This window comes from Anaerocolumna jejuensis DSM 15929, from assembly GCF_900142215.1.
Classification (GTDB): domain Bacteria; phylum Bacillota; class Clostridia; order Lachnospirales; family Lachnospiraceae; genus Anaerocolumna; species Anaerocolumna jejuensis.
On sequence record NZ_FRAC01000006.1, the window covers coordinates 609,958 to 634,431 of the forward strand.

At 42.8% G+C, this 24,474-nt stretch carries 18 protein-coding genes; 2 read left to right on the forward strand and 16 right to left on the reverse strand.

Features of this window, described 5'->3' with window-relative positions; translation table 11 throughout:
• Positions 1 to 12: 12 nt before the first annotated feature.
• The 7 genes from BUB77_RS02770 to BUB77_RS02800 all read right to left on the reverse strand — a co-directional run bounded on the left by BUB77_RS02770 (position 13) and on the right by BUB77_RS02800 (position 8,156).
• A complete protein-coding gene (locus BUB77_RS02770) occupies positions 13 to 945 on the reverse strand; it encodes a hypothetical protein (protein WP_073272670.1) in 933 nt (310 codons plus the stop codon).
• 14 nt (positions 946 to 959) lie between these two features.
• Entirely contained in the window at positions 960 to 2,603 is a 1,644-nt protein-coding gene (gene pilM / locus BUB77_RS02775; RefSeq protein ID WP_073272672.1) for a pilus assembly protein PilM, read from the reverse strand.
• Between the two features lie 105 nt (positions 2,604 to 2,708).
• Positions 2,709 to 3,464, reverse strand: a complete 756-nt coding sequence (locus BUB77_RS02780; RefSeq protein WP_073272674.1) for a prepilin peptidase — start codon at positions 3,462 to 3,464, stop codon at positions 2,709 to 2,711.
• Positions 3,465 to 3,497: 33 nt separating this feature from the next.
• Complete coding sequence (locus BUB77_RS02785) at positions 3,498 to 4,073, reverse strand: type II secretion system protein (protein WP_073272676.1); 576 nt, start codon at positions 4,071 to 4,073, stop codon at positions 3,498 to 3,500.
• A gap of 16 nt (positions 4,074 to 4,089) precedes the next feature.
• Positions 4,090 to 5,304 carry a type II secretion system F family protein gene (locus tag BUB77_RS02790; protein WP_073272678.1) on the reverse strand — a complete coding sequence of 405 codons (1,215 nt, stop codon included), beginning with the start codon at positions 5,302 to 5,304 and terminating at the stop codon, positions 4,090 to 4,092.
• A gap of 21 nt (positions 5,305 to 5,325) precedes the next feature.
• Complete coding sequence (locus tag BUB77_RS02795; RefSeq protein ID WP_073272680.1) at positions 5,326 to 6,381, reverse strand: type IV pilus twitching motility protein PilT; 1,056 nt, start codon at positions 6,379 to 6,381, stop codon at positions 5,326 to 5,328.
• Between the two features lie 62 nt (positions 6,382 to 6,443).
• Positions 6,444 to 8,156, reverse strand: coding sequence for a GspE/PulE family protein (locus tag BUB77_RS02800; RefSeq protein ID WP_073272984.1), 1,713 nt, complete (start codon positions 8,154 to 8,156; stop codon positions 6,444 to 6,446).
• Positions 8,157 to 8,800: 644 nt separating this feature from the next.
• Here BUB77_RS02800 and BUB77_RS02805 point away from each other — a divergent pair.
• Positions 8,801 to 9,556: a DUF1835 domain-containing protein gene (locus BUB77_RS02805; protein WP_242962343.1), complete on the forward strand. Its 756-nt coding sequence runs from the start codon at positions 8,801 to 8,803 to the stop codon at positions 9,554 to 9,556.
• Between the two features lie 60 nt (positions 9,557 to 9,616).
• On the opposite strand, the gene BUB77_RS02810 is transcribed toward BUB77_RS02805, so the two are convergent.
• On the reverse strand, positions 9,617 to 10,282 hold the full coding sequence (locus BUB77_RS02810) for an HD domain-containing protein (protein ID WP_334293038.1): 666 nt from the start codon (positions 10,280 to 10,282) through the stop codon (positions 9,617 to 9,619).
• A 363-nt stretch (positions 10,283 to 10,645) separates the two neighbouring features.
• Between BUB77_RS02810 and BUB77_RS02815 the strand changes: the two genes are divergently transcribed.
• The gene (locus BUB77_RS02815; protein ID WP_073272681.1) at positions 10,646 to 12,199 is read left to right on the forward strand and encodes an ABC-F family ATP-binding cassette domain-containing protein; all 1,554 of its coding nucleotides are present in this window, start codon (positions 10,646 to 10,648) and stop codon (positions 12,197 to 12,199) included.
• 41 nt (positions 12,200 to 12,240) lie between these two features.
• Here BUB77_RS02815 and BUB77_RS02820 read toward each other — a convergent pair whose 3' ends face one another.
• The 8 genes from BUB77_RS02820 to BUB77_RS02855 form a co-directional block, all read right to left on the reverse strand.
• Positions 12,241 to 12,681, reverse strand: a complete 441-nt coding sequence (locus BUB77_RS02820) for a GtrA family protein (protein ID WP_073272683.1) — start codon at positions 12,679 to 12,681, stop codon at positions 12,241 to 12,243.
• 118 nt (positions 12,682 to 12,799) lie between these two features.
• Positions 12,800 to 13,888 (reverse strand): glycoside hydrolase family 18 protein, encoded by a 1,089-nt coding sequence (locus BUB77_RS02825; RefSeq protein ID WP_073272685.1) that lies wholly within the window; start codon positions 13,886 to 13,888, stop codon positions 12,800 to 12,802.
• Between the two features lie 46 nt (positions 13,889 to 13,934).
• Positions 13,935 to 15,776 (reverse strand): polysaccharide deacetylase family protein, encoded by a 1,842-nt coding sequence (locus BUB77_RS02830; RefSeq protein ID WP_073272687.1) that lies wholly within the window; start codon positions 15,774 to 15,776, stop codon positions 13,935 to 13,937.
• A 49-nt stretch (positions 15,777 to 15,825) separates the two neighbouring features.
• On the reverse strand, positions 15,826 to 17,673 hold the full coding sequence (locus tag BUB77_RS02835) for a glycosyltransferase (protein ID WP_073272689.1): 1,848 nt from the start codon (positions 17,671 to 17,673) through the stop codon (positions 15,826 to 15,828).
• Between the two features lie 59 nt (positions 17,674 to 17,732).
• Entirely contained in the window at positions 17,733 to 21,005 is a 3,273-nt protein-coding gene (locus BUB77_RS02840; protein WP_073272691.1) for a polysaccharide deacetylase family protein, read from the reverse strand.
• Positions 21,006 to 21,022: 17 nt separating this feature from the next.
• The gene (locus BUB77_RS02845; RefSeq protein WP_073272692.1) at positions 21,023 to 22,348 is read right to left on the reverse strand and encodes a nucleotide sugar dehydrogenase; all 1,326 of its coding nucleotides are present in this window, start codon (positions 22,346 to 22,348) and stop codon (positions 21,023 to 21,025) included.
• A 508-nt stretch (positions 22,349 to 22,856) separates the two neighbouring features.
• The gene (gene sigK, locus BUB77_RS02850; RefSeq protein WP_073272694.1) at positions 22,857 to 23,495 is read right to left on the reverse strand and encodes an RNA polymerase sporulation sigma factor SigK; all 639 of its coding nucleotides are present in this window, start codon (positions 23,493 to 23,495) and stop codon (positions 22,857 to 22,859) included.
• 118 nt (positions 23,496 to 23,613) lie between these two features.
• Positions 23,614 to 24,474: a 4Fe-4S binding protein gene (locus BUB77_RS02855; protein WP_073272696.1), complete on the reverse strand. Its 861-nt coding sequence runs from the start codon at positions 24,472 to 24,474 to the stop codon at positions 23,614 to 23,616.

Here is a 24,474-nt window from a genome sequence, read left to right on the forward strand (position 1 = left end):
GTCAATAGCATACTATTTCAGCGTTCCGAAAATATTGTCCCGCCCCGTCTTAATGTCATCCATAGCAGGGGGTTCATAGGTCTTTTCAACACCGGAGCCGGTTAGCATGTACATATTAATTGTCATGCTTCCTGTCAGATTACCTGTGGCTGTGTCATAGGTAGTATTCAGTTCTCCAATGGTCATCCTGCGGGAACTTTCATGGACAAAATCAATAGTCTTTTTTAAGCCTTCATAGGTTGTTTTAAAAGAAATGGATACCGTCGACTTCATACCGGTAAATTTATTGCTCACAGCGGCATTCTCTGAATCCGCCCTATTGACATGGATTGTTGTATCCGCTGTTGTACCAGCTGATGCATTTACCGTTGTATCTGCTGTTTTATTTGCCGTTGTGCCCGTTGTTGTACCTGTTTTTGTATTTGCTGTTTTATCCGTTGTTGTATTTGCCGTTGTATCCGCTGCTGTACCTGCCGTAGTATTTGCTGTCGTACCTGCAGAAGTACTGGCTGCTGTATTTGCTGTTATATCTGTATCTGTTCTTTGTGAACTTAATGCCGCCCCGTCACCGGAAGCAGTACCTGTATAAAAAATCTGGTGTTCAGTAAAAGCAGCGGAAGATATCTGCATTCCCGCTTCAGCTTCCATGTCATCCAGTATTAAAATAATATCTGCAGTGCTTAAATTAACAGGAAACCTGGCTTCCATATCCTCCGTTTTCCTGCGGAGTCTTTCGGTTTCCTCCTTCTTATCCCCCTTCTGAGCCTGCATAAGTGTCAGTTCCTGAACCTTTGATTTTAACACCTCATTGGAAACCTTCATTTCCTGTGCTGCATTTACATTCCTTTGGTAAATAAGAAAATAGGAAACCGCAAATAGTACAAGGGATGCCGCTACAAGCAGAAGCTTTTTATCTCTTTGTGTTAGTTTTAACTCTAATTTCATGTTAATCCCCCTGCTTACGGTGCCTTTGCTGCTTCTGCCTCACTGCTGTATTGGCAGTTCACAGCAAAGGTGACCATTTTTATCCCATTATCATCTTCCGATTCCGCTATGGATGCAATGGAAATATCACATAGTCCGTCAATATGGCTCAACTGCAGATACAGCTTTGCTGCACTTATCTTATTGTTTGTCGTGATATTCATACTAAGTCCGGTTTCGGTAACTGCCATTGCAGACACCACCGCAGAGGAAGGCAGTTTCTCTTCCAGTTCAGCTATCAGTTTATTTAACTGCTCATTTTTTGAGACTGTCAGCGAGTACAGGTCTGCAATGCTCTTGTAATCCTTCAGAGCTGACGAATATTCTGTAAATACCCCTTCAACAGGAGTCAGCGTCTTTATCTGTGCTTCCAGCTCCCTCTTTTCCGCTTTTGAACTCTGCAGACTTATGGCGGAAACAGTTATTAATACAACTGAAATAAGAAGGGATGCAATCACTGTCAGCAGTAAAATGCCAAGATTGCTCTTTTTTGCTTCTTTTTCCTTCATATCCTTGGATACAAAACCAATGGGTTTTAACACCGCACCGATTGCGGACATATAGGCTCTTTGGTCGATATCCTCCCGATTCATGCCTTTATGAAAGATAACCGCCAGGAACCGGTCCAGTATCTGGACTTCATAACCGGTCTCACGTTGGAACAATGGTGAAATCCCTTTTAATTTACTACCCTGGCCTGTGATATGGATTTTTTCTATCCTTTTTTCAGGAAATTTGGAATTATAATAATCCAATACTCTGATTACATTACTTATTAAATACTGCAGTGCATCTGTAATCACTTCCCCATTTTCAAAGGGACTGTCAGGATTCTGTCCAGCCAGCCCTTCAACAGTCACAGCCGCTTCCAGAAATGAATCAGCTTGTAAATTGTCAGGCTTATTTTTATATAACTCTTCGATACTTTCCTCTTCCTTTTCCTGCCCGGCGGATTTACTTTCCAAAACGGCTTCTATAACAGTATTGGTGCCATAGGGTATTGTCCTTTGGAGTAAAAGGGTACCATGATCAATTACATGCAGCAGCGTGCTCTGCTCATTGATTTGAATAATACAGCGGATGCTTTCATCCGCCTGCCTCTTTAATAATTGAAAACTGCTGTTACCGGTATAATCTATGGCAAGGATGGTAAAATGCATCACCTCTGCAAAGCTGTAATAGTTCTTAATCAGATTATTGGGTGCTGCCAGCAATAATAATTTAAATCTTCTGGTTTCTTTCGTATTGATTCGCTCCAGAATACTATAGGAGATAATATACTCTGATAAATCCACCGGAAAATATTCCTGCGCTCCTGCCTCCACAACAGGCTGGATTAACCGTTCCTTTACCAGGGGAATAATTACTTCACGGTTGGCAATTCTGCCGGAGGATATCGTAAATACCACATCGGTCAGCTTCATAGCAGCTGCCTCCAGCTCTTTTCGCAGAACTGCCGCCAAAGCCTGCTTATCTCTGATGTAACCGTCCTCAATGGCATTTTCCGGCGTAGGGAATGTAATACATTTATATAGATGGGGCGTCTTCTTACCGTAATCTATTTCGCAGACCCTTGTATGAATTACTCCAATGTCAATACTTAATACTCTTTTGGCCATTTACCCTTCTCCCTTTTTGTTACATAATCATTTATCTTTTTATAGCAGTACATAGAATCTAACGCAATTTCACATTTCTACACACTGCAATAAAAAAATAAGACACTACTTTAACATACAAATATGAAGATACCACTCAATAAAAGTTTCACCAAAGAGCATACTTGTAAATATCCCCATCGCCAGATAAGGCCCAAATGCCAGTAAACTATCTGCATGGCTAATCTTCATCCGGGTGAAGTGCAGAATGGAGCCCAGTAAACAGCCCCAAAAAAATGCCAGCAAATTCAGCTTCCACCCCAGGACCAGGCCTGCCGCCGCCATTAATTTAATATCTCCACCGCCGATTCCCCTGCCCTTTGTTAGAAAAAACAACAGCAGCAAAAAAGCACTGACAGAGCCAAAGCCCCAAAGGTAATCAGTCCAGTTTGCCCCATCCAAGCCCACGCGGAGTAAGCCCAGGATACCTATAAAGAGATTAATGCCAAAGGGTATCTCAAAGGTCCGAAAGTCAATTACACTCAATACCAGCAAGGCAGAGGTCATAAGGCAATAGATTACACTGATTGGGTTAAACCCATTTACCAGGAAAATAATGCAATAGAGCAGCCCATTCAAAAGTTCTACCAGGGGATACTGCAGGGACAGGTGTGTCTTACATTTTCTGCACCTGCCGCCGAGAAAAATATAACTGAAGAAAGGAACCAAATCATACCATTTCAACTGATACCCGCAGCTCATACAGTGGGAACGGGTGGTAACGATATTCTCATTTCCGGGTATCCGATAGATGCAGACATTTAAAAAGCTGCCAATCAGGATACCGTATATAAAGATGATTATGTATAGGAATACGTTCATGGTATGATTGGGTCCTTTCAGAATAATTAATTATTATTTTGATTTAACAGGGTCAAGAATGTCATTTCCTCCACTTTTCAACTGAACCGATACAACTCCTGTAGCTGTATCATACTTAATCTCTACGGCATCTGCTGTTTTTCCAACTTTGGAATCAAGTTTGGTAGCTGTAGACCCTCCAAAATATCCGGGAAACAGTTTCGTCCCATCAGCAACGCCAAGTAAGGTTTTAAGTTCTGAGGTAATACTTCCTACTGCTGTTTCTGCTGGGTCATTAGCATTTGAATATGTATATGTAATTGCTGCATCACCTAATTCACCGGCATGTTCTGAAAATGCAGTCACTGCTGCAGTACACACCGCACTTACAACCTGCATGTCTTTTGCTTTTCTGGATTTTTCCATATACGGCAATACCTGCGTTCCAACTATCCCTACCAGAATTGCCATAATTGCAATTACAACAATTAACTCCACCAATGAAAATCCCTTATTCTTCTCCTTTTCTTCTGTTTCCTGAACCGGAATCATCCTGTTTACCTTTTCCATATCTGCTTTCTCCTTCAATAAAATATTTATTAAAAATGGCGTTATTGGCAACAGCCACATTTAAACAAATTCTCCCCTATGCTTTATCTATGCTGCTGTACAAGCTCATCATCGGTGACATGATTGCCATAATAATTACCCCCACAACCAGAGCCATTATTACAATAATCAGCGGCTCCAATATTGTTGTCAGCGCCTTTGTGGCAGCTTCCACTTCCTCGTCATAATAATCTGCCACACGGTCCAGCATACTCTCCATATTGCCAGTTTCTTCTCCGATGCTTATCATATGGTAGACCATAGGAGGAAAAATTTTAGAATACTCCAGAGGCTTTGACAGCGGAACCCCTCGGGCCACCTCCTCGCTGGCATTCATCAGACATTTCTTAACAATGATATTATCCATGGTTCTGGCAGTAATCTGCAGCGCGTCAATTAAGGGAATTCCTGCCGTTATCATGGTACTAAGGGTTCTTGCCAGACCGGAAGAAGAGGATTTGATAATGAGGCTGCCAAACAGTGGAGTCCTTAAGGCAAGCTTTCCCAAAACTTCTGCGCTGGACGGATTTTTCCTTAAAGCCATAATTCCTCCTGCTGCCAATGCAATGAGAATGGCCAGCAGCCACCATTTCCTGACCATAAAGCTGCTTATACGGACCACAAACTGGGTAATTGCAGGTAACTGGGTATCCATATCCTCAAACATGGCAATGAAATTCGGCACTACTACCGTCATCATAATACTGATTGCCCCAATTGCAACAATGCAGATAACCATAGGGTAAATCATAGCCTGTTTTATCAGTCCCTTTAGTTTGGAATCCTTTTCAAAATGAAGGGCCATACGCTCAAAGGTAATTTCAAGGCTGCCGGAAGCTTCCCCTGCTTCTACCATATTTACCAGCAGGGGTGGAAATATCTTTGGCTGCCTTCCCATTGAATTAGCCAGGGTCTCTCCTTTTTCCACGGAGGCTTGTATTTCCCGGATTGCAGTTTTCATGCGCTTCTTTTCCGTCTGGTCACCAAGCATTTGCAGTGCACTGATTATGGTGACACCTGCCGACAGAACACTGGCAAACTGTCTGCAGAATACACTTAAATCCCTTGGTTTTACCCTTCCGCCGATATCGAGGTTCAAATCCCTTGTTAAGAGACTCTGTTCCTTTACGGACAGCGGTATCAATCCCTCTGCCTTTAAAGCAGATTTCACCTTTTCTTCACTGTCCCCCTCTATGGCTCCCCGTTTTTCTTTGCCTCTCTGATCTATGATTACATAGCTAAAACTCGCCAATTCAATCCCTCCCCTCTGCCATCAGAATAATTTTCTGTCCAGGGCGGCAGGCTCCTGGGCAAAGTGTATTGCTTTGTCCGCACTAATCTTCCCCTTTAAATACAAGTCATAAATAGCATCATCCATGGTCTGCATTCCGTTTTTTTTGCTGGTCTGAATAATGGATGGAATCTGGTGGGTCTTTGCCTCCCGGATTAGATTCCTGATTGCAGGTGTTGCATGCATGACCTCATAAGCTGCTACTCTACCCTTACCGTCAGCAGTCGGAATCAGCTGCTGGGAAATGACTGACTCCAGAACGGAAGCCAGCTGTATGCGTATCTGCTGCTGTTGGTGGGGTGGAAAGACGTCAATCACACGGTCAATGGTTGAGGCTGCACCGATGGTATGAAGGGTGGACAGGACAAGGTGACCGGTTTCCGTTGCCGTAATGGCTGTTGCTATGGTATCCAGGTCCCTCATTTCTCCCACTAATATCACATCCGGGTCTTCTCTCAGAGCCGCCCTCAGGGCATTGGCATAGGAATTGGTATCCAGTCCGATTTCTCTTTGGTTTACAACCGCCTTCTTATGATTGTGAAGGTATTCAATAGGGTCTTCCAGTGTAATAACATGGGTATTGTAGGTTTGGTTAATAATATCAATCAGGGATGCCAGGGTGGTGGATTTACCACTTCCTGTCGGCCCGGTAACCAATACCAGACCCCTTTTCTTCCTGGTAAGCTCTATAACAGATTCCGGTACTCCCAATTCATTTGCCTGAGGAATTACCGTTCCAACCAGACGCATAACCATTGCATAAGAACCTCTTTGTTTAAATACGTTAACACGGTACCGGCCCAGTCCCGGGATGGAGTAGGAGAAATCCACCTCCCCCTTTTCTCCGAGAACATTTTGAAAATGCTCCGCCAGAACGGACAGCACCAATGCCGCCGTATCCTCCGGTAACAGTTTATTAAAATCCAGGTCGGTCAATTCTCCGTTAATCCTTACCTTCGGTGCGATTCCGACTGTTATATGTAAATCCGATGCCCCTTTTTCCTTTGCTATGGTCAGCAGCTCTTTTATTGTAATCATCCTTCTGTACCCTACCCTAACTCTTATGGCTTACCTGCATGTCCCTGCCGGGCTTCTGATTATTATTCAAAAGATACCTTCTTCATTTCTTCTATGTCCGTAGTTCCATCCAGAACATATTTGGTAGCACTCATCCGCAGAGTATGCATCCCTTCTCTCAAGGCAATCTGCTTAATCTCTTCCGCACCTGCCCTTCTGCTGATGGCTTCCTTTAATTCCTGTGAAACAGGCATAATCTCATATACACCAATACGCCCATAAAATCCGGTATGATTGCAATGATTGCAGCCTTCCGGATTTGCCTCAAAAATCAGCTGCTCCTTATCACGGGGGATTCCAAGCAAATCCCTCTCCAGGGGTGTGGCAGGCCGTCGTATCTTGCATTTCGGACAAAGTCTTCTTACCAGGCGCTGTGCAATGACCCCTACGGTGGAATCGGCAATCAGATAAGGCTCTACCCCCATGTCCACAAGCCGGGTTATAGTACTGGCTGCACTGTTGGTATGCAGGGTACTGACCACCAAGTGTCCGGTTATGGAAGCCTTTACTGCAATTTCTGCGGTCTCGCTGTCACGGATTTCTCCAATCATGATGATATCCGGATCCTGCCTTAGTATGGAACGTAAGGCAGCCGCAAAGGTCAGCTCTGCCTTGGGGTTGACCTGAACCTGGTTTACGCCGTTGATATTTGCCTCTACCGGGTCCTCCACTGTGACAATATTGACCCCTTCCACATTCAGCCCGCTAAGAGCTGTATACAGAGTTGTTGATTTACCGCTTCCCGTCGGCCCGGTAACTAAAATCATTCCATGGGGATTTTCAAATATCCTTTCAAATCTCTTTCGCTCTTCATCCGAAAAGCCCAATTCTCTCTTATCCTTTGTCAGCCCCTCTTTTGAGGCCAGACGCATAACAGCCTTTTCGCCAAATACTGTCGGAAGGACGGAAACACGGATATCGTATTCCCTTCGGTCCACAATGTGGGTAATACGCCCGTCCTGGGGTTTTCTTTTCTCCGAAATATCCATTCCGCCGATTATTTTAATTCTTGCTATGATGGCCGGCAATAATTCTGCCTCATAGCACATAACTTCCTTTAAAACGCCGTCGACCCGGTAGCGTATTCTTACCTGCTTGCTCAATGCTTCTATATGTATATCACTGGCTCTCTGCCTAACAGCCTGTTCAATAATCTTCGTTACCAGCTGTACGATGGGCGCATTGTTCACTTCATCGCTTTGCACATTCTCGTCTTTTTCTTTGGAGGCGTACTGTTCCTGGCGTTCTCTGGTATATCTCTCTGCCACTTTCATAGCCTCTGCATTGCCATAATAACGGTCAATCGCTGCTGCAATATCCTTATGGGTGGTTATTACCGGTTCAACCTGATAATTTGTAACGATGGAGATATCATCAACAGCAATAATGTCCAGAGGGTCCGCCATAGCGACCCGTAAGATGCCCGGATTGCTTTTGCTGAAGGCAAAGGGAATCAGAGAATATTTTCGCAATACCGATTCATCCACCAGTGCGATAATCTCCTCCGGAATAATAATTTCTGAAAGGGTGACCATCTCCAGATTCATCTGCCGCCGAAGAGCATTGGCAATCTGCTCTTCCGTGGTAATTCCCATGTCTATTAGAGTCATACCCAGTTTTTGCTGCTTCTCTTTTTGTTTTATCAGTGCTTCTGAAAGCTGTCGTTCCGTAAGAACTCCCGCGTCCACCAGAAGGTCTCCCAACCGCTTCTTTTTTCTCCCTATAACCTGTGTCATTGTATTCAACAAATCCTTTTCCACCTTTATAAATTCGTATTTATTTTTTACATTCTTCAATACCATAAGTCATGCAAGGCAGCAGATATTCTATGTACAATTTATTAAGAGTTCTTTCCGCTTAAAGCATTCGTGAAAATATTATGCATTATTTGTAATTTATTTACTTGTGTGAGTAATTTTTAAACTGAATTCAGGCGGAATTCAGTTTAACATCAATATTTTAAAATATACAATTCAGTTTAATGTCGACGTTTTAATATGAACAATTCAGTTATATGCCAACATCATAATCTCTACCTTGCTCTAGGACTTTAGTCCTGTCCCATTATACCCAATATTAGTAAAATTTGTCAATAGCTACCAGATAAAATTCTCCATTTATTTTCAGTTATTCCCTGATTCTATTCTGGAGTAAGCTTTCCCCTTATATCCTTCTTTTTTATAACATTATTTTTCACCAAATAAATTCATATTGATATCAAAATACTCTTTGCAAAGAAACGGAAGTAAAATTGTAATGCATGGGTTTATATGGTAAAATTAAGTACGATAGCAAACTGGAATCAATCGAGCAGTTGTTGACCAAAGGTTTTTATATAATCTTATGGATAGGTAAATCTGAGACTTGGAGAATAATTATTATGATTGAGATCGTATTCAGCGATAGTGCTTGCGGAAGCCTTAAAATGGCAATGCACTATGGTGAGGGGAAATATCAAGGTGGGAGTATTGGCGTTATCGTGAGTCACGCAGATGGAAGCAAACCAACCAAAGAGGAAGTCGAAGCTGCCAGGCGAGAAGCAGAGGAAAAGGCACGCTTGGCGTGGGAGCGCGCTACTCCCTTGGGTGGAAATCCGGCAGACATCTATGGATTTAATTTGGCGCTGAGCATAGGAGATATTTCGGAGAAGCAGCCCGGTATCAAGCGGAAGCAGACGTTGGAGCACTTATACAGTGTTTATCCGAGTGACGAGGGATGTCAGGCGGCTCAGGAAATACTTAAAAGGGTAAATAAAGATTTGAAAACGGTTCAGGAACGTGCAGCAACAGGAGAATCCTTTCGAATCTGGTACAGCAATCAGCCTGATGAAATGTGTGGATTTTATTGGTTCCTGGAGCAGTTGAATCAGTGGAAGGTCGGCGGACAGGTTTCTATTGTCAAGCTCCCGGAATGGGAAGCTGAAGAAAACGGAAATATCGTGCAGAAAAGTGGCTGGGGTGAAGTGGCTCCCGAAGAATGGCATCGGTATCTTGCCTTTCAAAGACCTGTGCTTCCCGTATATAGACAAATTTGTGCATCTCACTGGCAGGAGCTTCAAAGAGAGAATGCACCTTTGCGGGCCATACTGAATGGACAGTTGGTTAGTACGTCAGAAAAACTCTATGAGCCTCTGTAACAATGCCAAAAGAACACCAACATTACTTCTGCCCCTGCTTTCCCTACGGCTGCTTTTCACTTATAACACCTTTTGCTCATTTATAACAAGCTGGAATCTTAAATTCAGCTTCTGGGCGGCTTTTTTACATAAAACCATACGCTCCAGGAATATTTCAAAATAGTCCATTACGGAAGAAAACTCTGTATCAATGGTAAGATTTAAGGTTATCTTGTTTTTTTCTTCATTTATAACAGTCTCGGCCTTTTTTACTGCATAATTCACTCTGTCATGGATATCAAAGCTGGGCAGATCACGGTTTCTCACCCTGGTGTAACGAACATCTGATTTATCTGCCAGTATAAGTGCTGCCGCCACTTCATTTACCGGAAAGGCAGTGCTTTCATCATGATTTCCGATTGCGGATATAATCACTGCAATGTCCTCAGCATCCACGCCCTGTCTGTCCAAAATACGAAATGCCATAACTGCCCCGCTCTGGGCATGGTCCACACGGTTTATCACATTGCCGATATCATGCATATAAGCAGCTATCTGCGCCAGCTCTACGGTTCTTTGGGGATATCCCATGGTCGTAAGTATATACTTCACTTTTTCTGCCACCAGACCTACATGGGCAAAGCTGTGCTCGGTATAGCCTAAAGCACCCAGAGCCTCATCTGCCTTTTGTATATATGTTTTTATCTGGGGGATCTTCTTAATTTCACTATAGGTTATCAAATCTATTACCTCCTGGAAGCCATTCTGTCTTCCTGTTATTATTTTCCCTGTAAGGCTTTTCTGATTGTTAAATTTAAGCCTGCAAAGTAAAGCCATTATAACAATAACATGCTTTCATAGCGTAAATTCTATGTAAATTTTTTCAGCTTATGCAGCTATTATTGTAGCAGATATTCACAAAAATGAAAAGAATTCCATAAAATTAAATTCTGCTGACGGTTCACTTCTCACGAAAAGTGCCTTTTTAAGCGAATTTTTACAATTTTCTTTCTGATTACCCTTTACATTTCACTTGAAAATATTAAAAAAATATGTATAATTTATTAAGTGCCTTTTAAGAAATCAGAAAGAAATTTGCAAGGAGTACTTATGAGTATTTTAAATGTAGAAAATCTCACCCATGGCTTTGGTGACAGAGCTATTTTTAATAACGTATCTTTCCGCCTTTTAAAGGGGGAACATATCGGATTGGTAGGTGCCAACGGAGAGGGTAAATCCACTTTCATGAACGTTGTCACCGGAAAACTGATGCCGGATGAAGGAACCATACAATGGGCCAAGAATGTCAGGGTGGGATATCTTGATCAGCACTCCGTTTTGGAGAAAGGAATGACTATCAGGGAGGTCTTAAAATCTGCTTTTTCCTATCTCTTTGAACTGGAGAAGAAAATGAATGATTTATGCAATCAAATGGCTGATGCAGATCCCGATACCCTTATGGGTATTATGGAGGAGTTTGGTACCATACAGGAAGCTCTTGATAATAATAATTTTTATATTATAGATACAAAGGTGGATGAAATCAGTCACGCCTTAGGTCTTGATGCCCTTGGCCTTGATCTGGATGTGACAGAGCTTAGCGGCGGACAGCGTACCAAGGTACTTCTGGGAAAGCTGTTATTAGAAAAGCCGGACATTCTATTGTTGGATGAGCCTACCAATTACCTGGATACGGTGCATATCGAATGGCTGAAACGCTATCTGATTGACTATGACAATGCCTTTATCCTTATCTCCCACGATATCCCTTTCCTGAATAGTGTAATAAATATTATCTATCATATGGAAAATGCAGATCTGACACGCTATGTGGGAGATTATGATAAATTTACAGAGGTTTATGAGGTAAAGAAAGCCCAGTTAGAAAGTGCCTACAAAAGACAGCAGCAGGAAATAAACGAGCTGCAGGACTTTGTTGCCAGAAACAAGGCAAGGGTTTCCACCAGAAATATGGCGATGTCCAGGCAAAAGAAGCTGGATAAAATGGAGGTCATTGAACTTGCCAGGGAAAAGCCCAAGCCAGAATTTTACTTCAAAGAAGCAAGAGCCTCGGGAAGATTCATTTTTCAGACAGAGCATCTTGTAATTGGTTATGACGAGCCTCTGTCTAAGCCACTGACACTTACCATGGAACGCGGGGACAAAATCGTATTAAAGGGAGCCAATGGTATCGGCAAGACCACCTTGCTTAAGAGCATCATCGGCCTTATTCCTCCTATTGAGGGCAAGGTCGCTTTAGGCGATTACCTGTTTAAGGGATATTTTGAGCAGGAAATGAGCGGCGCCAAGAACAATACCTGTATTGAAGAAATATGGCGTGAATTCCCCTCCTATTCCCAGTATGAGGTACGTTCTGCCCTGGCAAAATGCGGCCTTACCACAAAGCACATCGAAAGCCAGGTAAGGGTCTTAAGCGGCGGTGAGCAGGCCAAAGTACGCTTATGCAAGCTGATTAACAGGGAAACCAATATTTTATTACTGGATGAGCCTACCAACCATCTGGATGCCGATGCCAAGGATGAATTAAAACGTGCTCTTATGGAATATGGCGGTAGTATTCTTCTTATCTGCCATGAACCTGAATTTTACGAAGACTTTGCAACCAAGGTATGGGATTGCTCCAGCTGGTCTACCAGAATATAAAAAAAGTAAGGCGGTTGTTCAACCGCCTTTTTCGATTCCTATCACTCAGTCGTTTTTTTTGTACTGTTAAAGATATAAAACTTACTGAAAACATAATTAATTATAATAACGATTACAGCCAGTCCTGCCTTTACAGCCATGTTGTTCCACATAAGGAGACTAACAAAAAGAAATAAGCCGCCTTCCTCCACTCCAAGGGAAAAAAGCCTTGCAAGGAAAAATTTCATCATCTTGTACAGCTCTTCCTTTACTGCAGTTCTCTTATCCCGAAATACCCAGCCTGCATTTATAAAATAGGCAAAGGTTACAGCAATCACCCAGGCTATAATATTGGCAATGAGATGATTCATCATGGCCCAGTAGCATAGCACATAATAGGTGGCCATATTAACTGCCGTCGTCATGCCTCCGGCAATGACATAGACAATGGTCTCCCGGTTTATTAATTTATCAGCCATGCTGCGCATGTCAATTTGTTTCATCCTATTTATCCTCTTGGGATATCGCAGGCTTATCTGCGATACAGCCACAACTATAAAATGAGTGAAAGATTCCGCATGTGGCACCCTTATCTTTCTAATTTTCTTTTTCTGTTTATATTCAGGGTTCCACTGTCACATTTCCGCCCAACCGCCAAAGGGATACCTTATATTCCCCATTATTCTCAAGTAGCTGTAACCAATAATCGATAGTAGCTTTATCCGCATACCACACCTCATGGTTTTTTCCCGCCTTATCAGTATAGGAAAATACAACACATCGGCTTCCGTCATCCCTCTGTGTTTCTGCGCCATAATCCTTTTTTATTAAAATGGCTTCCTCTTCCGTCAGCTGTTTGACAGCTCCGCCCTCCTCAAAGTCAAAGCCTCCTGTTGCTAAGGCAAAATTCACATTATGAAAGCCCTTCATCTTCTGTACCATCTCTTCTAAAAAGGGCTTGTCCGCCTTAGGTCCCGGCTGGGTCCCGTAGCCAAATAAATTATAGCACATTATAACATATTCCGGTCCTTTGGGAAAGGCTGCCTCATCCACCGGTGCATTGGGCTCAAGGAGTATTCTTACCTTCAGACCTTTTTTTGATGCCTGCTGATACAGCTCCTCTGCAAATTGGGTAAAATAATGCCAGAGCGTCTTATCCTCACGGATCGCTTCATAATCGATTTCGATGCCGTCATAGCTGTCCTCCCCTGCCATGGATAGAATATCTGCAATATGCTTGTCCCTGCTGTTTTTTGTCTCCAGCAGCTGATACAAAAGCTCCGTATCCTTCAGCTTTGAGGTACCGTCATTCATTCTGATGTCATTGACAAAGGTCAGATAGCTTTTAAACCGTTCCTTGCCGTATTTCTGCTTCACCTTGCTATAAGTATCTTTCACTTCCTCCGGAAGAAAAAGTGAATGATCCTCCTTAAAATAGGAAGCGAAATAACACAGTGTTCCGATATTTTTACCCCTGTCAGAAAGTTCGGTCAAAATATCCGAATCCCAATAAACAATCCACCCGGATATCTCCCTCTCCTTCTGTCCTTTAGAGGCTGCGTCAGAATTATCATCCGCAGGGCCGGTATTTTCCCCGGAGCTTACCGGATTTTGCCCCTTATCCTTTTGTTCCTTGCTATCCCTGGTACTGCAGGCTGTCATAAGTACTGCTATCATTATAAGTGCAATAGGAAGCAGTTTCTTTTTCATTCCATCCTCTTTCCTGAATATCCGATCTTTGAACTATTTTAACACATCAGAGCGCTTTAATAAACCAATTTATAAGGTGATTCCATTTATTTTTAATCTCATATTGTGTTTTATCCATACCCTTTAAACGGTTATCGTATAATGCTGTATTCTGTTTCTCATTATTCCAGATTACAAGCTCATGGAATACACCGTCGTAAACATCATCCGCAATATTGCGCTGGCTGTAGCCATATTCCCCCCAGGCTGATTCCAGGTAAACATATCCCGGCTGCGTGTTTCCGACTGCTATCTTTTCTGCTGCTGTTCTGCCGTCTATCTTAACCGTAAGGCTGTTTCCTTCCAATATGATATCGACCTTCCTGTTTCCGGCTTCATTAATCTGGATATCCGGAAGATAAGGCTCTGCTCCTTGGCGGACACTCTTTGCCTCTTTGTTATCCGGATTTTTCTGCTCCTCCATACTTGTCTTGGTCCCAAAGGCACTGCTTCCATCCTTATATACCTTGTATTCCTCTTTTAGTGCTTCCTGTTCGTTTTCCTCAAGGGATTGAACCGACTTGCCGTCAAATTCATCCAGATTGAGCTTCAGAAGGTTTTTACCGTTTTCCTCTACAAGGAGATAATTATTCTGCAGCCTGACAGCGGTATATCTGCTAAGCTTTTCATCCGCTCTTAAGTAAACTGCCTGGGAGCCCAGCTTATTTCCTGTTAAGGTTACGGAAATATTCAGATTCTTATAATCCTTGCTATCCTTTAGACGAAGCAGACCGTTGCCCTGGGACTCGGAGGTCAGGATAATATCGGAGGCCTTAAATTCAGCAGCTCCCTTTACCGTCTCCCAGTTCTTCCTCCTTTTTTCCTCCCCATTGACAAATTGTAGCTCTGCTTTTGTATCGTCCTTTATCCGCATAAGCAGATGATTGGGGTACCAGTACGGCTGGGGCTGCATTCTTGTAAGATCATAAAGACTGCTCTCCGTTGTATTATAGGAGTAACCTTCCCGGTTAAAGTTCATGGCAAAAAGCTTCTTTATCCATTCCTCATTTATTTCACTTACTTTATCGTTGTTAGCAAAGCTGCCTGTGTTGGAATGCATCAGTACATAGACCTCCGGCACATTTTTCAGCTTCTTGGTATAGATTGTATCCACCAGGCGGTAATCACCGCTGATACGCTCCTTCATTTCCTCATAGCTTTCTTTCGGTATACCATAGGCATCCCGGATAAAATCCATAAGATACTGGTTGTAATTCCGCCCCAGGTATTTTCTTACCTTTACATATTCCAAAGAGTTCAGTTCCCCCAGATAGTTGTTATAGCGGTCAAAGACATTAATATAGGAAAGCCGGTATCCGTTGGTGCCAAGCTCCCAAAAGCTGCTGTCATCCAGGTTCAGCAAATCCTTCGGTGTAAGGAATTTAAAATCCCTGCTGCCGAATTTATCTCCATAGCTTAGCATGGTCCCTTTAAAATTATACTTTTCCATTATCTTCTGGGCAAAGATGGCCGTATCCCTGCGCCCGTCTTCAAACATCAGAAACAGGGCCTTCCTGGGTAAGGCTTTCCCCTTTTGATAATAGTCCAGTACATCCTGCTGGGTAATCGTTACATAGCCGTTATCATACAGGGCCTTTAACTGTTCCTCAAGCCTGCTTACGCTTATCATGCTGGAGGTTCCCTCACGGTCCACCGCAATATAGGAAACAGCTATAAACCCGTCCTCCTGATTGCTTCCAAGCTCCACCTTTGATTCCTTATAGGGCTGGTAGCTTTTCATGGTAAATAAAGCCCTTATTACCACCACCGCTAAAATAATTAACAGTACTGCTTCCAGTATGCTTCTGATTATTTTCCTCTTATCCTTGTCAAGGCGTTTTTTCTTCATATCAAATTCACCACCATTTATTCAACTTTGCAGTACTGCACACGTTTCATTATCCTCCGCTTAACCGCCTCTGTCTTCTTTCCTCTTTCTTTTTCTGTTCCTTTACGTCACTTGGGGTCATTCGTGTTCCCCAGGTGGATTTCCAAAAAGTAAACCATGCAACCGGCATCTGCCACAGCAGGACTGCTTCATAGAACAGACAGAATACCATACCGAACAGCCAGGTGGTACTCTTTCGTAAGAACAACTGTGCCACGCTCATGAGAAAAGCCATTAGCAGAATACCGACTATAAAGGTTTTGGGAAATACCCGGTGAACAAGAGGGACATAAAATAAGTTATAGGTAACGACGATGGGAGCCAGAATGGGCACCAGCAGGCCGATATAAAAGGTCAAGGCTGCAAAGGGCTCCTTTTTCCACATAAACTTGCCGGCAAGCAGGGATTCCCTGAGCCAGGAACGTTTCCAGCGCATCTGCTGCTTTAAAAAAACCTTATACTGATTTGGCACTATGGTAGAACAGATTGCCGAATCCTGATAGACCGTCCGGTATTCCTTTAAAACAATGTTCGTCATGGCCCTGTCATCACCGAAGGTGGCTTTTTGCCTCAGAAATCTTTGGTTCAGCCATTCCTCCTTATGCTTTAGGACAATTTCCTTCCGGTAGCAGGCAAGGGGGCCGGATAAACAGGTAACCGTATCAAAATAGCTTTCGGATGCCTTCATGATACGAAAAGCTATGTAATAACGTACCGATTGCATCTTCGTCAGAATGTTGGTATAGGTATTAGCTACATCCGTTCTCCCTGCCACCCCTCCTATTTTAGGGTCTTTAAAAGGCGCCACCAGATACCGGAGGGCAAAGGGATTTAAAAAGCTGTCCGAATCTACAAAAACTATCAAATCATGCTTGGCCTCCATGGCTCCTTTGGCAAGAGCCTCTCTTTTACCGGAATTCTTTTCCTGTACAATATACTTTATACGGCTGCTGATTTCAAATTTTCCGTCTTCCTGCTTCAGCTTCTCTATGATTTCTTTTATTTTTTCTACGGACCTGTCCGAGGAACAGTCATCTATTACGATTACCTCCAGCTTATCAATGGGGTAATCCTGGTTGATACAGCTTAATATGGTCTTTTGAATCCATTCCTCTTCATTAAAGCAGGGTATCAATATACTTACCCCGGGAGTGTAATTCACATCAACTGGAACTTCCCGGTACATAAATCCGAAAAAATATTTACTCAGCAGAAAGGCAGCCGTTACAATACTGTATAGATAAAGCCATTTATTAAATTTAAAATAGATGATGCTTTCCGCCCTCATCAAGGCAATGAAAGCAACAATAACAAACATCAGAAAGCTTGATATCATCAGGATGTATCGGTTCTTTTTCTTTCCGGAATAGACCGACAGGCCCTCATGGAACTCCATACCGCAGTAAATACCGTCTTCAAACTCCTGTACCCTGGCTATTTTAGCCGGCATTTTAACCTTCATTTCCATTCCTTCCGGCATGGTACCCGGAAGGATTTCAAACTTGATCAGGAGGCTGTCCGCTTCCTGTATTGCCGTTAAAATAGCTTTATCCTCCAGCCGTAAGAGAATCCCTGTCATAGAAATATCAATGCCCCGGCAGATAATTTTTGACTTTTTCTTATTTTTTATACAGGTGATTTCCACCTCATAGTTAACCTGATACCGGATTCCCGCCTGTTTATTCTCAATAAAGTCATTTACATTCTGGGTAGTCTCATTGACATAGCCATTGCCCCGCCTGTCCGTATTGGTACGGGTCCTGGTTTTGTCAGGCACATTGGAAAGCAGTCTCCTGTCTTCCTTTTCCCGTAAAAGAATGTTCTTTACGTCCTTATCTTTACCTTTCAATAATCTCATACAATCGTTATCCTCATCTGCTGCTTATTTGCTGCCAGGCGGAATTCCGCCGGATGGTATTATTCCTCCGTAAGATACCGGCTCAATCTGGCAAAGCTGTAGCCCCTCTCTAAAAGCTTTGGAATAACCATATCCAGAGCTTCGGCAGTTATATCATTCCTGTTGTTCGGTGTACTGCTGTCATCGGACATATGCATGACAATTACACTGCCGTTTTGAAGAGTCCGTACAGAACCATCTTCGTCCTCTATGCCGTTAAGTATTTTATCAGCCAGTTCTTTTGCATCCTTTGCCGCATAGTCATGTGGGTCGAAATCACCGCTGACAATATGGGAAAATCCCGTATCCAGAATAGTTTCCATCCCCCTCTTACTCATAGCCAGTGTCGGAGGCCTGAATATTGTAGTCAGTGCAGATTTTCCATTAATCTGTACATCACCGATGACAGATACTAATTTTTTATAGGAAAGCTGTAAATCCAGCTTTCTTTCTGCTGCCTCTTTCTCGGTGATAGAGGTATATTCTCCATTAATATCATCTTCATCCAGCTTTGTATTGGAGTCAGCAAAGGGAAGATGCTGATTCGTATGGCTTCCTACATCATGGCCGTCTTCTGCAATTGCACGGAGAAGATTCGGATTGGACTCCAAATAATTGGTCCGGATAAAAAAGTTTCCTTTAACATTGTATTTCTGAAGGACATACAGCAGCTGATTAATCGGCTTATCTGAACCCCAGTCATCAAAGGTCAGGAATAGAACCTTATCCTTCGTAAAGGTACCCGTCTTATTTAACCCTTCCAATTCTTCCGTTGTAAATCCGGGCAGGGCGCTTGATACAATGTCCGGGTTTCCTATATATCTCTTACTTAAGGTATCGAGCACAGCCTCCTCGCTGAGGTTGTTCAGATGTCCTGCATATATACGGTTTTGTAAGTCCGCCAGCACACTGCCCGGCGCAACCGGATACCTATAAACCTCCTTGCTGTAAAGCAGTTCCTTTAAAGGTTTTATCTGATAGGCGGCAGCAGCCTTTCCCTTTTCCTGGTATGCGACCGTATTAACTCTTCTGTCCGTAAAGTCCAGGAGAAGCTTTCCGATTAATTCCGGGTTTTCATAATAATCGAGGCGGAAGTAAACGATTTCTCCTCTTTTGGCACTGATATTTCCATCATTGTATATGCGGCTTACTACCTCCTCAAAGGTTCCCTGCTTACCAATGGCCGAGTTTACAAAATTAACATCCTGCCAAAGAATAGTGCATCCCGTACTGGAAATAGCCTCCCGCATTCCCTTAGGCATATCAATGACATAAGGGCAGCGTACCAGTGCCGGCTTCTGACCGCAGATTTTTTCCACCGCATTCCGTACAGACAGAATACTCATGCCTACCGTATTAAAATCCTCTCCCTTTGAAGGATTCAGACAGATTTCAATCTCATGCCCGGCATCGGCTATCTTTTTTATCTCATTGCCGTATTTCCTGGTTTCTTCTTCCGTAACAAAGAAAGTTCCTTTTGCTCCAAGCTTATCAAGCTTATTTAATACATCCTTCAGGACCTTGGTATTGCTGATACCGGTGAAGGTATAGCTTAAGGCTTTTTCCGTAGTATAGACAGCCTTCACTTCCGCTGCCAGCTTTCCCTTGTTTGCCGCCCGGAGCTGTTTTAGCATAGCCTTCGCCTTGTCACTGTCCCCATTACCCTCAGAGTTTGTCTTTCCGTTATTTGCATTGCCTTTGCTGCCTGAGGTCTTTGCAGGATCACTATTCTTTACAACCATTATTGAATGCTTTGCAAACAGAGTCTTCACACTGGTGAACCGGTAATTCTGCTTTTCTGCCAGCTTGTAGGTTCCTGATACTGCCTGCAGCAAATCATCATGGCCATTCAGCCAAAAGAATATGATATCCCCGTTCTTAAAACCATTTTTATAATATTTCATGATATCCTGTAAGGACATGGTATTATCGGTTATGGGGTTCTTGCTGTAAGAGACAAGCTTATATCCCAGTGCGGAAGCAGCCTCTCTTACCGTATCGTTATATTTGCCGTACACCGGCATAAAAATATCCGTCGAAATTCCATAATTATCTTTTAGTATCTTATCGCATTTATAGATCTCAAAGCAGACCTCATTGAAACCCCTTTGGGTAACATCCTTCCCCGTCAGGCCGCCGTTACCGATTTGATGCCCCTGCTCAAGGATTATTCTGATTTCATTTCCGTAATTCAAAAGGTCGTCCCCGGTTACAAAAAAGGTAGCCTTTAAATGATTCTCTTTTAAAAATCTTAGTATTTCCTTTAACTTTTCTTCGTTTCCAATCCCTCGGAAGGAAAAAGAAAGCAGATTTTCATCTGTTGCAATTCTGGTATAAACCTCCGCCAGCTTTCCTTTGTTCTTCTCACGGTATGACTGAAAGTCCTTCGCAAAATCTCCGTCCTTATAGTTATTGATATCTGCCGTAAAAACGGTTTCCGCTTTTGTCTCGCTAAGTGCTTTTAAAAGCCAGCCGACTACCTGGATTAACTTCTCCTCCTGGGACAGGCTGTTATCCTGCTCTTCGGTACTTACCCCGGCCTGCTTGTCCACCGCCGGTTTTTCGTTCTTTTTACTGTTGGAATATTCATCCTTTTCCAAAGGACCATCCAGCTTAACCGTCAATATTGTTCCATAATCCAGGGCTTTTACATAATCCAGGACCTGTTCATAATTTTTAAAGCTTTGATAGCTTAAGTAGAGGGTGCCGGTTACAACCCTTTCATTGCCGGAAGCATAAGCCGCCTGCAATACATTGTCCGTATATTCCGTGGAATTGCACATTAACAGCTCCGGTACCTTTCCCGTTATCTCTTTCAGGATATTATTGGTTCTGCAAAAATCTGTTACCAACTCTTTCTGACTTTCCTTCTCCAGGTTTTTCTTTCCGGTCAGTGTATTGCTTTCTACCCTGTGACCGTCCTTTACCATTTTCTTTACGATAGCGGAATCCTCCGCAGCCTGGATACCCGGAAGAAAGAAGGTGCCCTTTATGCTATATTGCTCCAATAATTCAAGGATTTTACTGCTGCTCGCCGTATTGCCAAGACCTTTAAAATTCAGGGCCATTACTTTTTCCGTGGTCTGAACACCGGTAATGGTCTCTGATTTCTTTGCATCCTTTTTTAATTTTAATAATGCCTGCTGTATATCTTCGGAAGCATCAAACCTTTTATCCACCGGTTGAGCCTTTTCTTTATTCTTCAGCTTAAAGACAAGTATACCGGCGCACCCGATACTGGCACACAGTATCAGGATAATAATGATAATCCAGTTTTTCCTTTTTATTTTCATAAACCACCCCTGTTGTTTTATAAGCTCCAGTATGTATAGCCCCTGCTCTCCAGTTCCTGTTTGTCAAACATTCCCTTTATATCTATGATTACCTTTTTATCATTTGCCATGTTTTTAAACATCTTGTCAAGGTCATTGACAGTCAGCTTCCTGAATTCCTTATGGGCAACTGCAAAAATCAGGCAATCCGCCTCTTTTACTTCTTCCAGCTCAACCAGCTTACACAGATAATGGCTTAAGACCTCATTCCTGTCCGCCGCCGGATCGGTAACGGAAATATCAGCCTGATACTCCGAAAGCCTGTTTACGATATCCATGACCTTGGTGTTGCGTATATCGGGACAGTTTTCTTTGAAGGTTATCCCCATGACATAAATCTTTGTGTTTTTAATCAATTTATCAGCCTGAATCAGCTTTTTGACAGTGACATCAGCCACAAAGCTTCCCATGCCGTCATTAATTCTTCTGCCTGCCGTTATAATCTGGGAATGGTAGCCAAAGCGTTCTGCCCTGCTGATAAAATAGTAAGGGTCAACGCCAATACAATGGCCTCCCACCAGGCCCGGTGTAAACTTAAGGGCATTCCATTTTGTTCCCATGGCAGTTAAAACCTCTCCCGTAGAGATGCCCATTCTTTCAAATGCCATGGCTATTTCATTTAAAAATGCTATATTAATATCCCGTTGTGCATTTTCTACCAGCTTGGCAGCCTCCGCCACTTTAATACTGCTTGTCTTAAATACACCGGCATCTATTATCATTTCGTATACTCCGGCAATCAGCTCCGTTGTCTCATAGTCCATGCCGGATACGATCTTTACAATATTGGTTAACCTGTGTTCCTTATCTCCCGGGTTAATCCGTTCAGGCGAATAGCCAATCCTGAAATCCACTCCGCAGTGAAGTCCCGAATACTGCTCCAGAACCGGTACGCATATTTCCTCTGTCACTCCGGGATATACGGTAGATTCAAATACTATAATACTTCCCTGCTTCAGATTTCTTCCGATGATTTCACAGGCATCTGTTATAGGAGTCAAATCAGGTGTTTTATCATCATTAACCGGTGTAGGAACGGCAACAATGATAAAATCTGCCTCTTTCAGCTTCGCTTCCTCTGCCGTAAATTCAGCCGGGCAATCTTTCAGCTCTTCCTTTCCAACTTCTCCGGTCGTATCCAGCCCCTTCCGGTAATCTTCTATTTTCTTTTCATTAATGTCAAAACCAATGGTAGGGATTTTTTTAGAAAAGGCCACTGCAATAGGCATTCCAACATATCCAAGCCCTACAACAGCAACCTTAATTGATAAATCATTTATCTTCTCTGTCAGACTTTTTATCATTTTACACATTCCTCTGCAACATATTTTTCCATACGTCAATAGTACTTTGTACCTAGCTGTTACTATACAGTATAAATCGTATTTTGTCAATCATTGTAAGGATAGTAATTATTATTATTTATTTTAGATTTTTTTGTCTATTATAGAAATAAAACCTCAAGATATCTGTCAATTCATCCTGCTTTAGAATAATAATTATTATTATCTTATTCCAGAACTTATTATAGAGCTGTGCACTGAACATATTCTAAACAACTGTTAATTTTATGAAATAAATAAGACTGTTGCATCCTGCCTTAAATACAGAAGGAGCAATTTGTTTTCCCTTCACACACCGGCTTCAGGACACATCATCAGATCTGCATATGTTAATCGGACAAAAATTGTTCGGTTTACACATATAAATCTGGTAACAGGTCTTTCAGACAGTGCATTACAGAGAAATCAAATTGCTCCTTCTGTAAGTTAAGTTATTTGCAGCAGCCTCTTTTATAATTCCCGCTCAATATCAGATATCCCTGAATTCCTTCTCAAAATTCTCCCGTAATTTTTTTAATGCCTTTTTCTCGATTCTTGATACATAGGACCTTGAAATCCCAATTTTACTTGCTATTTCACGCTGTGTTACTTCTTCCTGTGCATTAAGGCCGTAACGCATTTCGATAATCTGCTTTTCCCTTTTACTCAGAACCTTATTGACCAGTTCATAAAGCCTTTTAACATTCCCCTGCAGTTCTATATCTTCTATGATATCGGATTCCGAGCTTTCTATGATATCCAAAAGATTAATCTCATGCCCCTCCTTGTCAGAACCAATGGGTTCATAGAGGTACACTTCCTTTGCCTGTCTTTTTCCGCTTCTTAACATCATAAGCAGTTCATTATCAATACACCTTGAGGCATAGGTGGCTAGCCGTATTCCTTTATCCGGGTCAAAGGTGTCGATTGCTTTTATCAAACCAATTGTGCCAATGGATATTAAATCATCTATTTCTCTATCCGCCGTATTGTATTTCTTAACAATATGCGCTACCAGGCGGAGATTACGTTCAATGAGGATATCCCTTGCTTCTTTGCTGCCTTCCATGCATTGGCACAGGATTTCCGTTTCTTCCTTGGCGCTCAGTGGCTTTGGAAAAGATTTCACTCTAAAAGCACCTCAACGATTGGGGTTTATTATTAATTTATGCCCTGTGCCTTACTTAAGTGCCTTTCCTAATAAAAGATTTTTGTAATTATTTATTCCTTATGCCTTTTCCCCTGATTCAGCCCTTGTACGCTGCCTCTATTTCCGACTTGAAGCTGTCCCAGCCCACTCTGTTGATTGCCCCACGAAAGCGCTCGCCCGGTCTGGCATGCTTCTCAAAAAATGCCAAAGCCGTATCAGCCACACGAAAGAGCGTTTCTTTATCGCGAATAATTGGTATAAACTGCTCTCCTTTGGCAATCATGTTTCCAAAAGTCCCGCCAAAAGTAAGAAGATATCCCGGATTGCCCTTCCAGGCATGAAAGGGACAGACCTTGGCACACCTACCGCAATTGCTGCATTTATCCACATCGCGCAAAATTTCGCTGCCGCTCTGTGTTAAAGCGCCTTCCCGGCAGGCCTTAATGCACACACCGCAGAGAGTACAGGCATTGGGAATCCATTCAACTGTAAGACCGCCTTTGACACCAAAGTCGTTTTCTTCGGCCTTAAGACAGTTGTTCCTGCAGCCGGTTATTCCTATTTTGAATTTGTGAGGCAGAACTCTGCCAAAATACCTGTCAGAAACTTCAAGGGCCAGGGCATAGGTGTCAATGCAGCCTGAAGGACAGACCCTGCTGCCCTGGCAGGCCGTGACCGTGCGGACATGAGGACCGCACACGCTTGTATTTACGCCTCCTGCCTCCAGTTCCTTCTTAACTGCCTCCACATCCTCCAGCTTGATAAAGGGAATTTCCACGCTCTGGCGGGAGGTAAGGTGCACATGCCCGTCTCCATACTTTTTGCTTATTTCAGAAATTGTTAAAAGCTGTTCTGAACTTAAGTTTCCGCCCACCACCTTCAGCCGCAGGGAGAAATTGTCCTGTTGTACCTGGCGCATAAATCCTTCATCCTTCAGGGCTTTGTAATTAACTGCCAT

What these genes read in the sequence shown, in the direction of transcription:
- BUB77_RS02800 (WP_073272984.1), bottom strand. Translation starts at nt 8,156, where the DNA reads ATGACACAGGTTATAGGGAGAAAAAAGAAGCGGTTGGGAGACCTTCTG.
- BUB77_RS02780 (WP_073272674.1), bottom strand. Translation starts at nt 3,464, where the DNA reads ATGAACGTATTCCTATACATAATCATCTTTATATACGGTATCCTGATT.
- BUB77_RS02815 (WP_073272681.1), top strand. Translation starts at nt 10,646, where the DNA reads ATGAGTATTTTAAATGTAGAAAATCTCACCCATGGCTTTGGTGACAGA.
- pilM (WP_073272672.1), bottom strand. Translation starts at nt 2,603, where the DNA reads ATGGCCAAAAGAGTATTAAGTATTGACATTGGAGTAATTCATACAAGG.
- BUB77_RS02820 (WP_073272683.1), bottom strand. Translation starts at nt 12,681, where the DNA reads ATGAAACAAATTGACATGCGCAGCATGGCTGATAAATTAATAAACCGG.
- BUB77_RS02770 (WP_073272670.1), bottom strand. Translation starts at nt 945, where the DNA reads ATGAAATTAGAGTTAAAACTAACACAAAGAGATAAAAAGCTTCTGCTT.
- BUB77_RS02845 (WP_073272692.1), bottom strand. Translation starts at nt 22,348, where the DNA reads ATGATAAAAAGTCTGACAGAGAAGATAAATGATTTATCAATTAAGGTT.
- BUB77_RS02835 (WP_073272689.1), bottom strand. Translation starts at nt 17,673, where the DNA reads ATGAGATTATTGAAAGGTAAAGATAAGGACGTAAAGAACATTCTTTTA.
- BUB77_RS02855 (WP_073272696.1), bottom strand. Translation starts at nt 24,474, where the DNA reads ATGGCAGTTAATTACAAAGCCCTGAAGGATGAAGGATTTATGCGCCAG.
- BUB77_RS02830 (WP_073272687.1), bottom strand. Translation starts at nt 15,776, where the DNA reads ATGAAGAAAAAACGCCTTGACAAGGATAAGAGGAAAATAATCAGAAGC.
- BUB77_RS02825 (WP_073272685.1), bottom strand. Translation starts at nt 13,888, where the DNA reads ATGAAAAAGAAACTGCTTCCTATTGCACTTATAATGATAGCAGTACTT.
- BUB77_RS02840 (WP_073272691.1), bottom strand. Translation starts at nt 21,005, where the DNA reads ATGAAAATAAAAAGGAAAAACTGGATTATCATTATTATCCTGATACTG.
- BUB77_RS02795 (WP_073272680.1), bottom strand. Translation starts at nt 6,381, where the DNA reads ATGATTACAATAAAAGAGCTGCTGACCATAGCAAAGGAAAAAGGGGCA.
- BUB77_RS02805 (WP_242962343.1), top strand. Translation starts at nt 8,801, where the DNA reads ATGATTGAGATCGTATTCAGCGATAGTGCTTGCGGAAGCCTTAAAATG.
- BUB77_RS02785 (WP_073272676.1), bottom strand. Translation starts at nt 4,073, where the DNA reads ATGTGGCTGTTGCCAATAACGCCATTTTTAATAAATATTTTATTGAAG.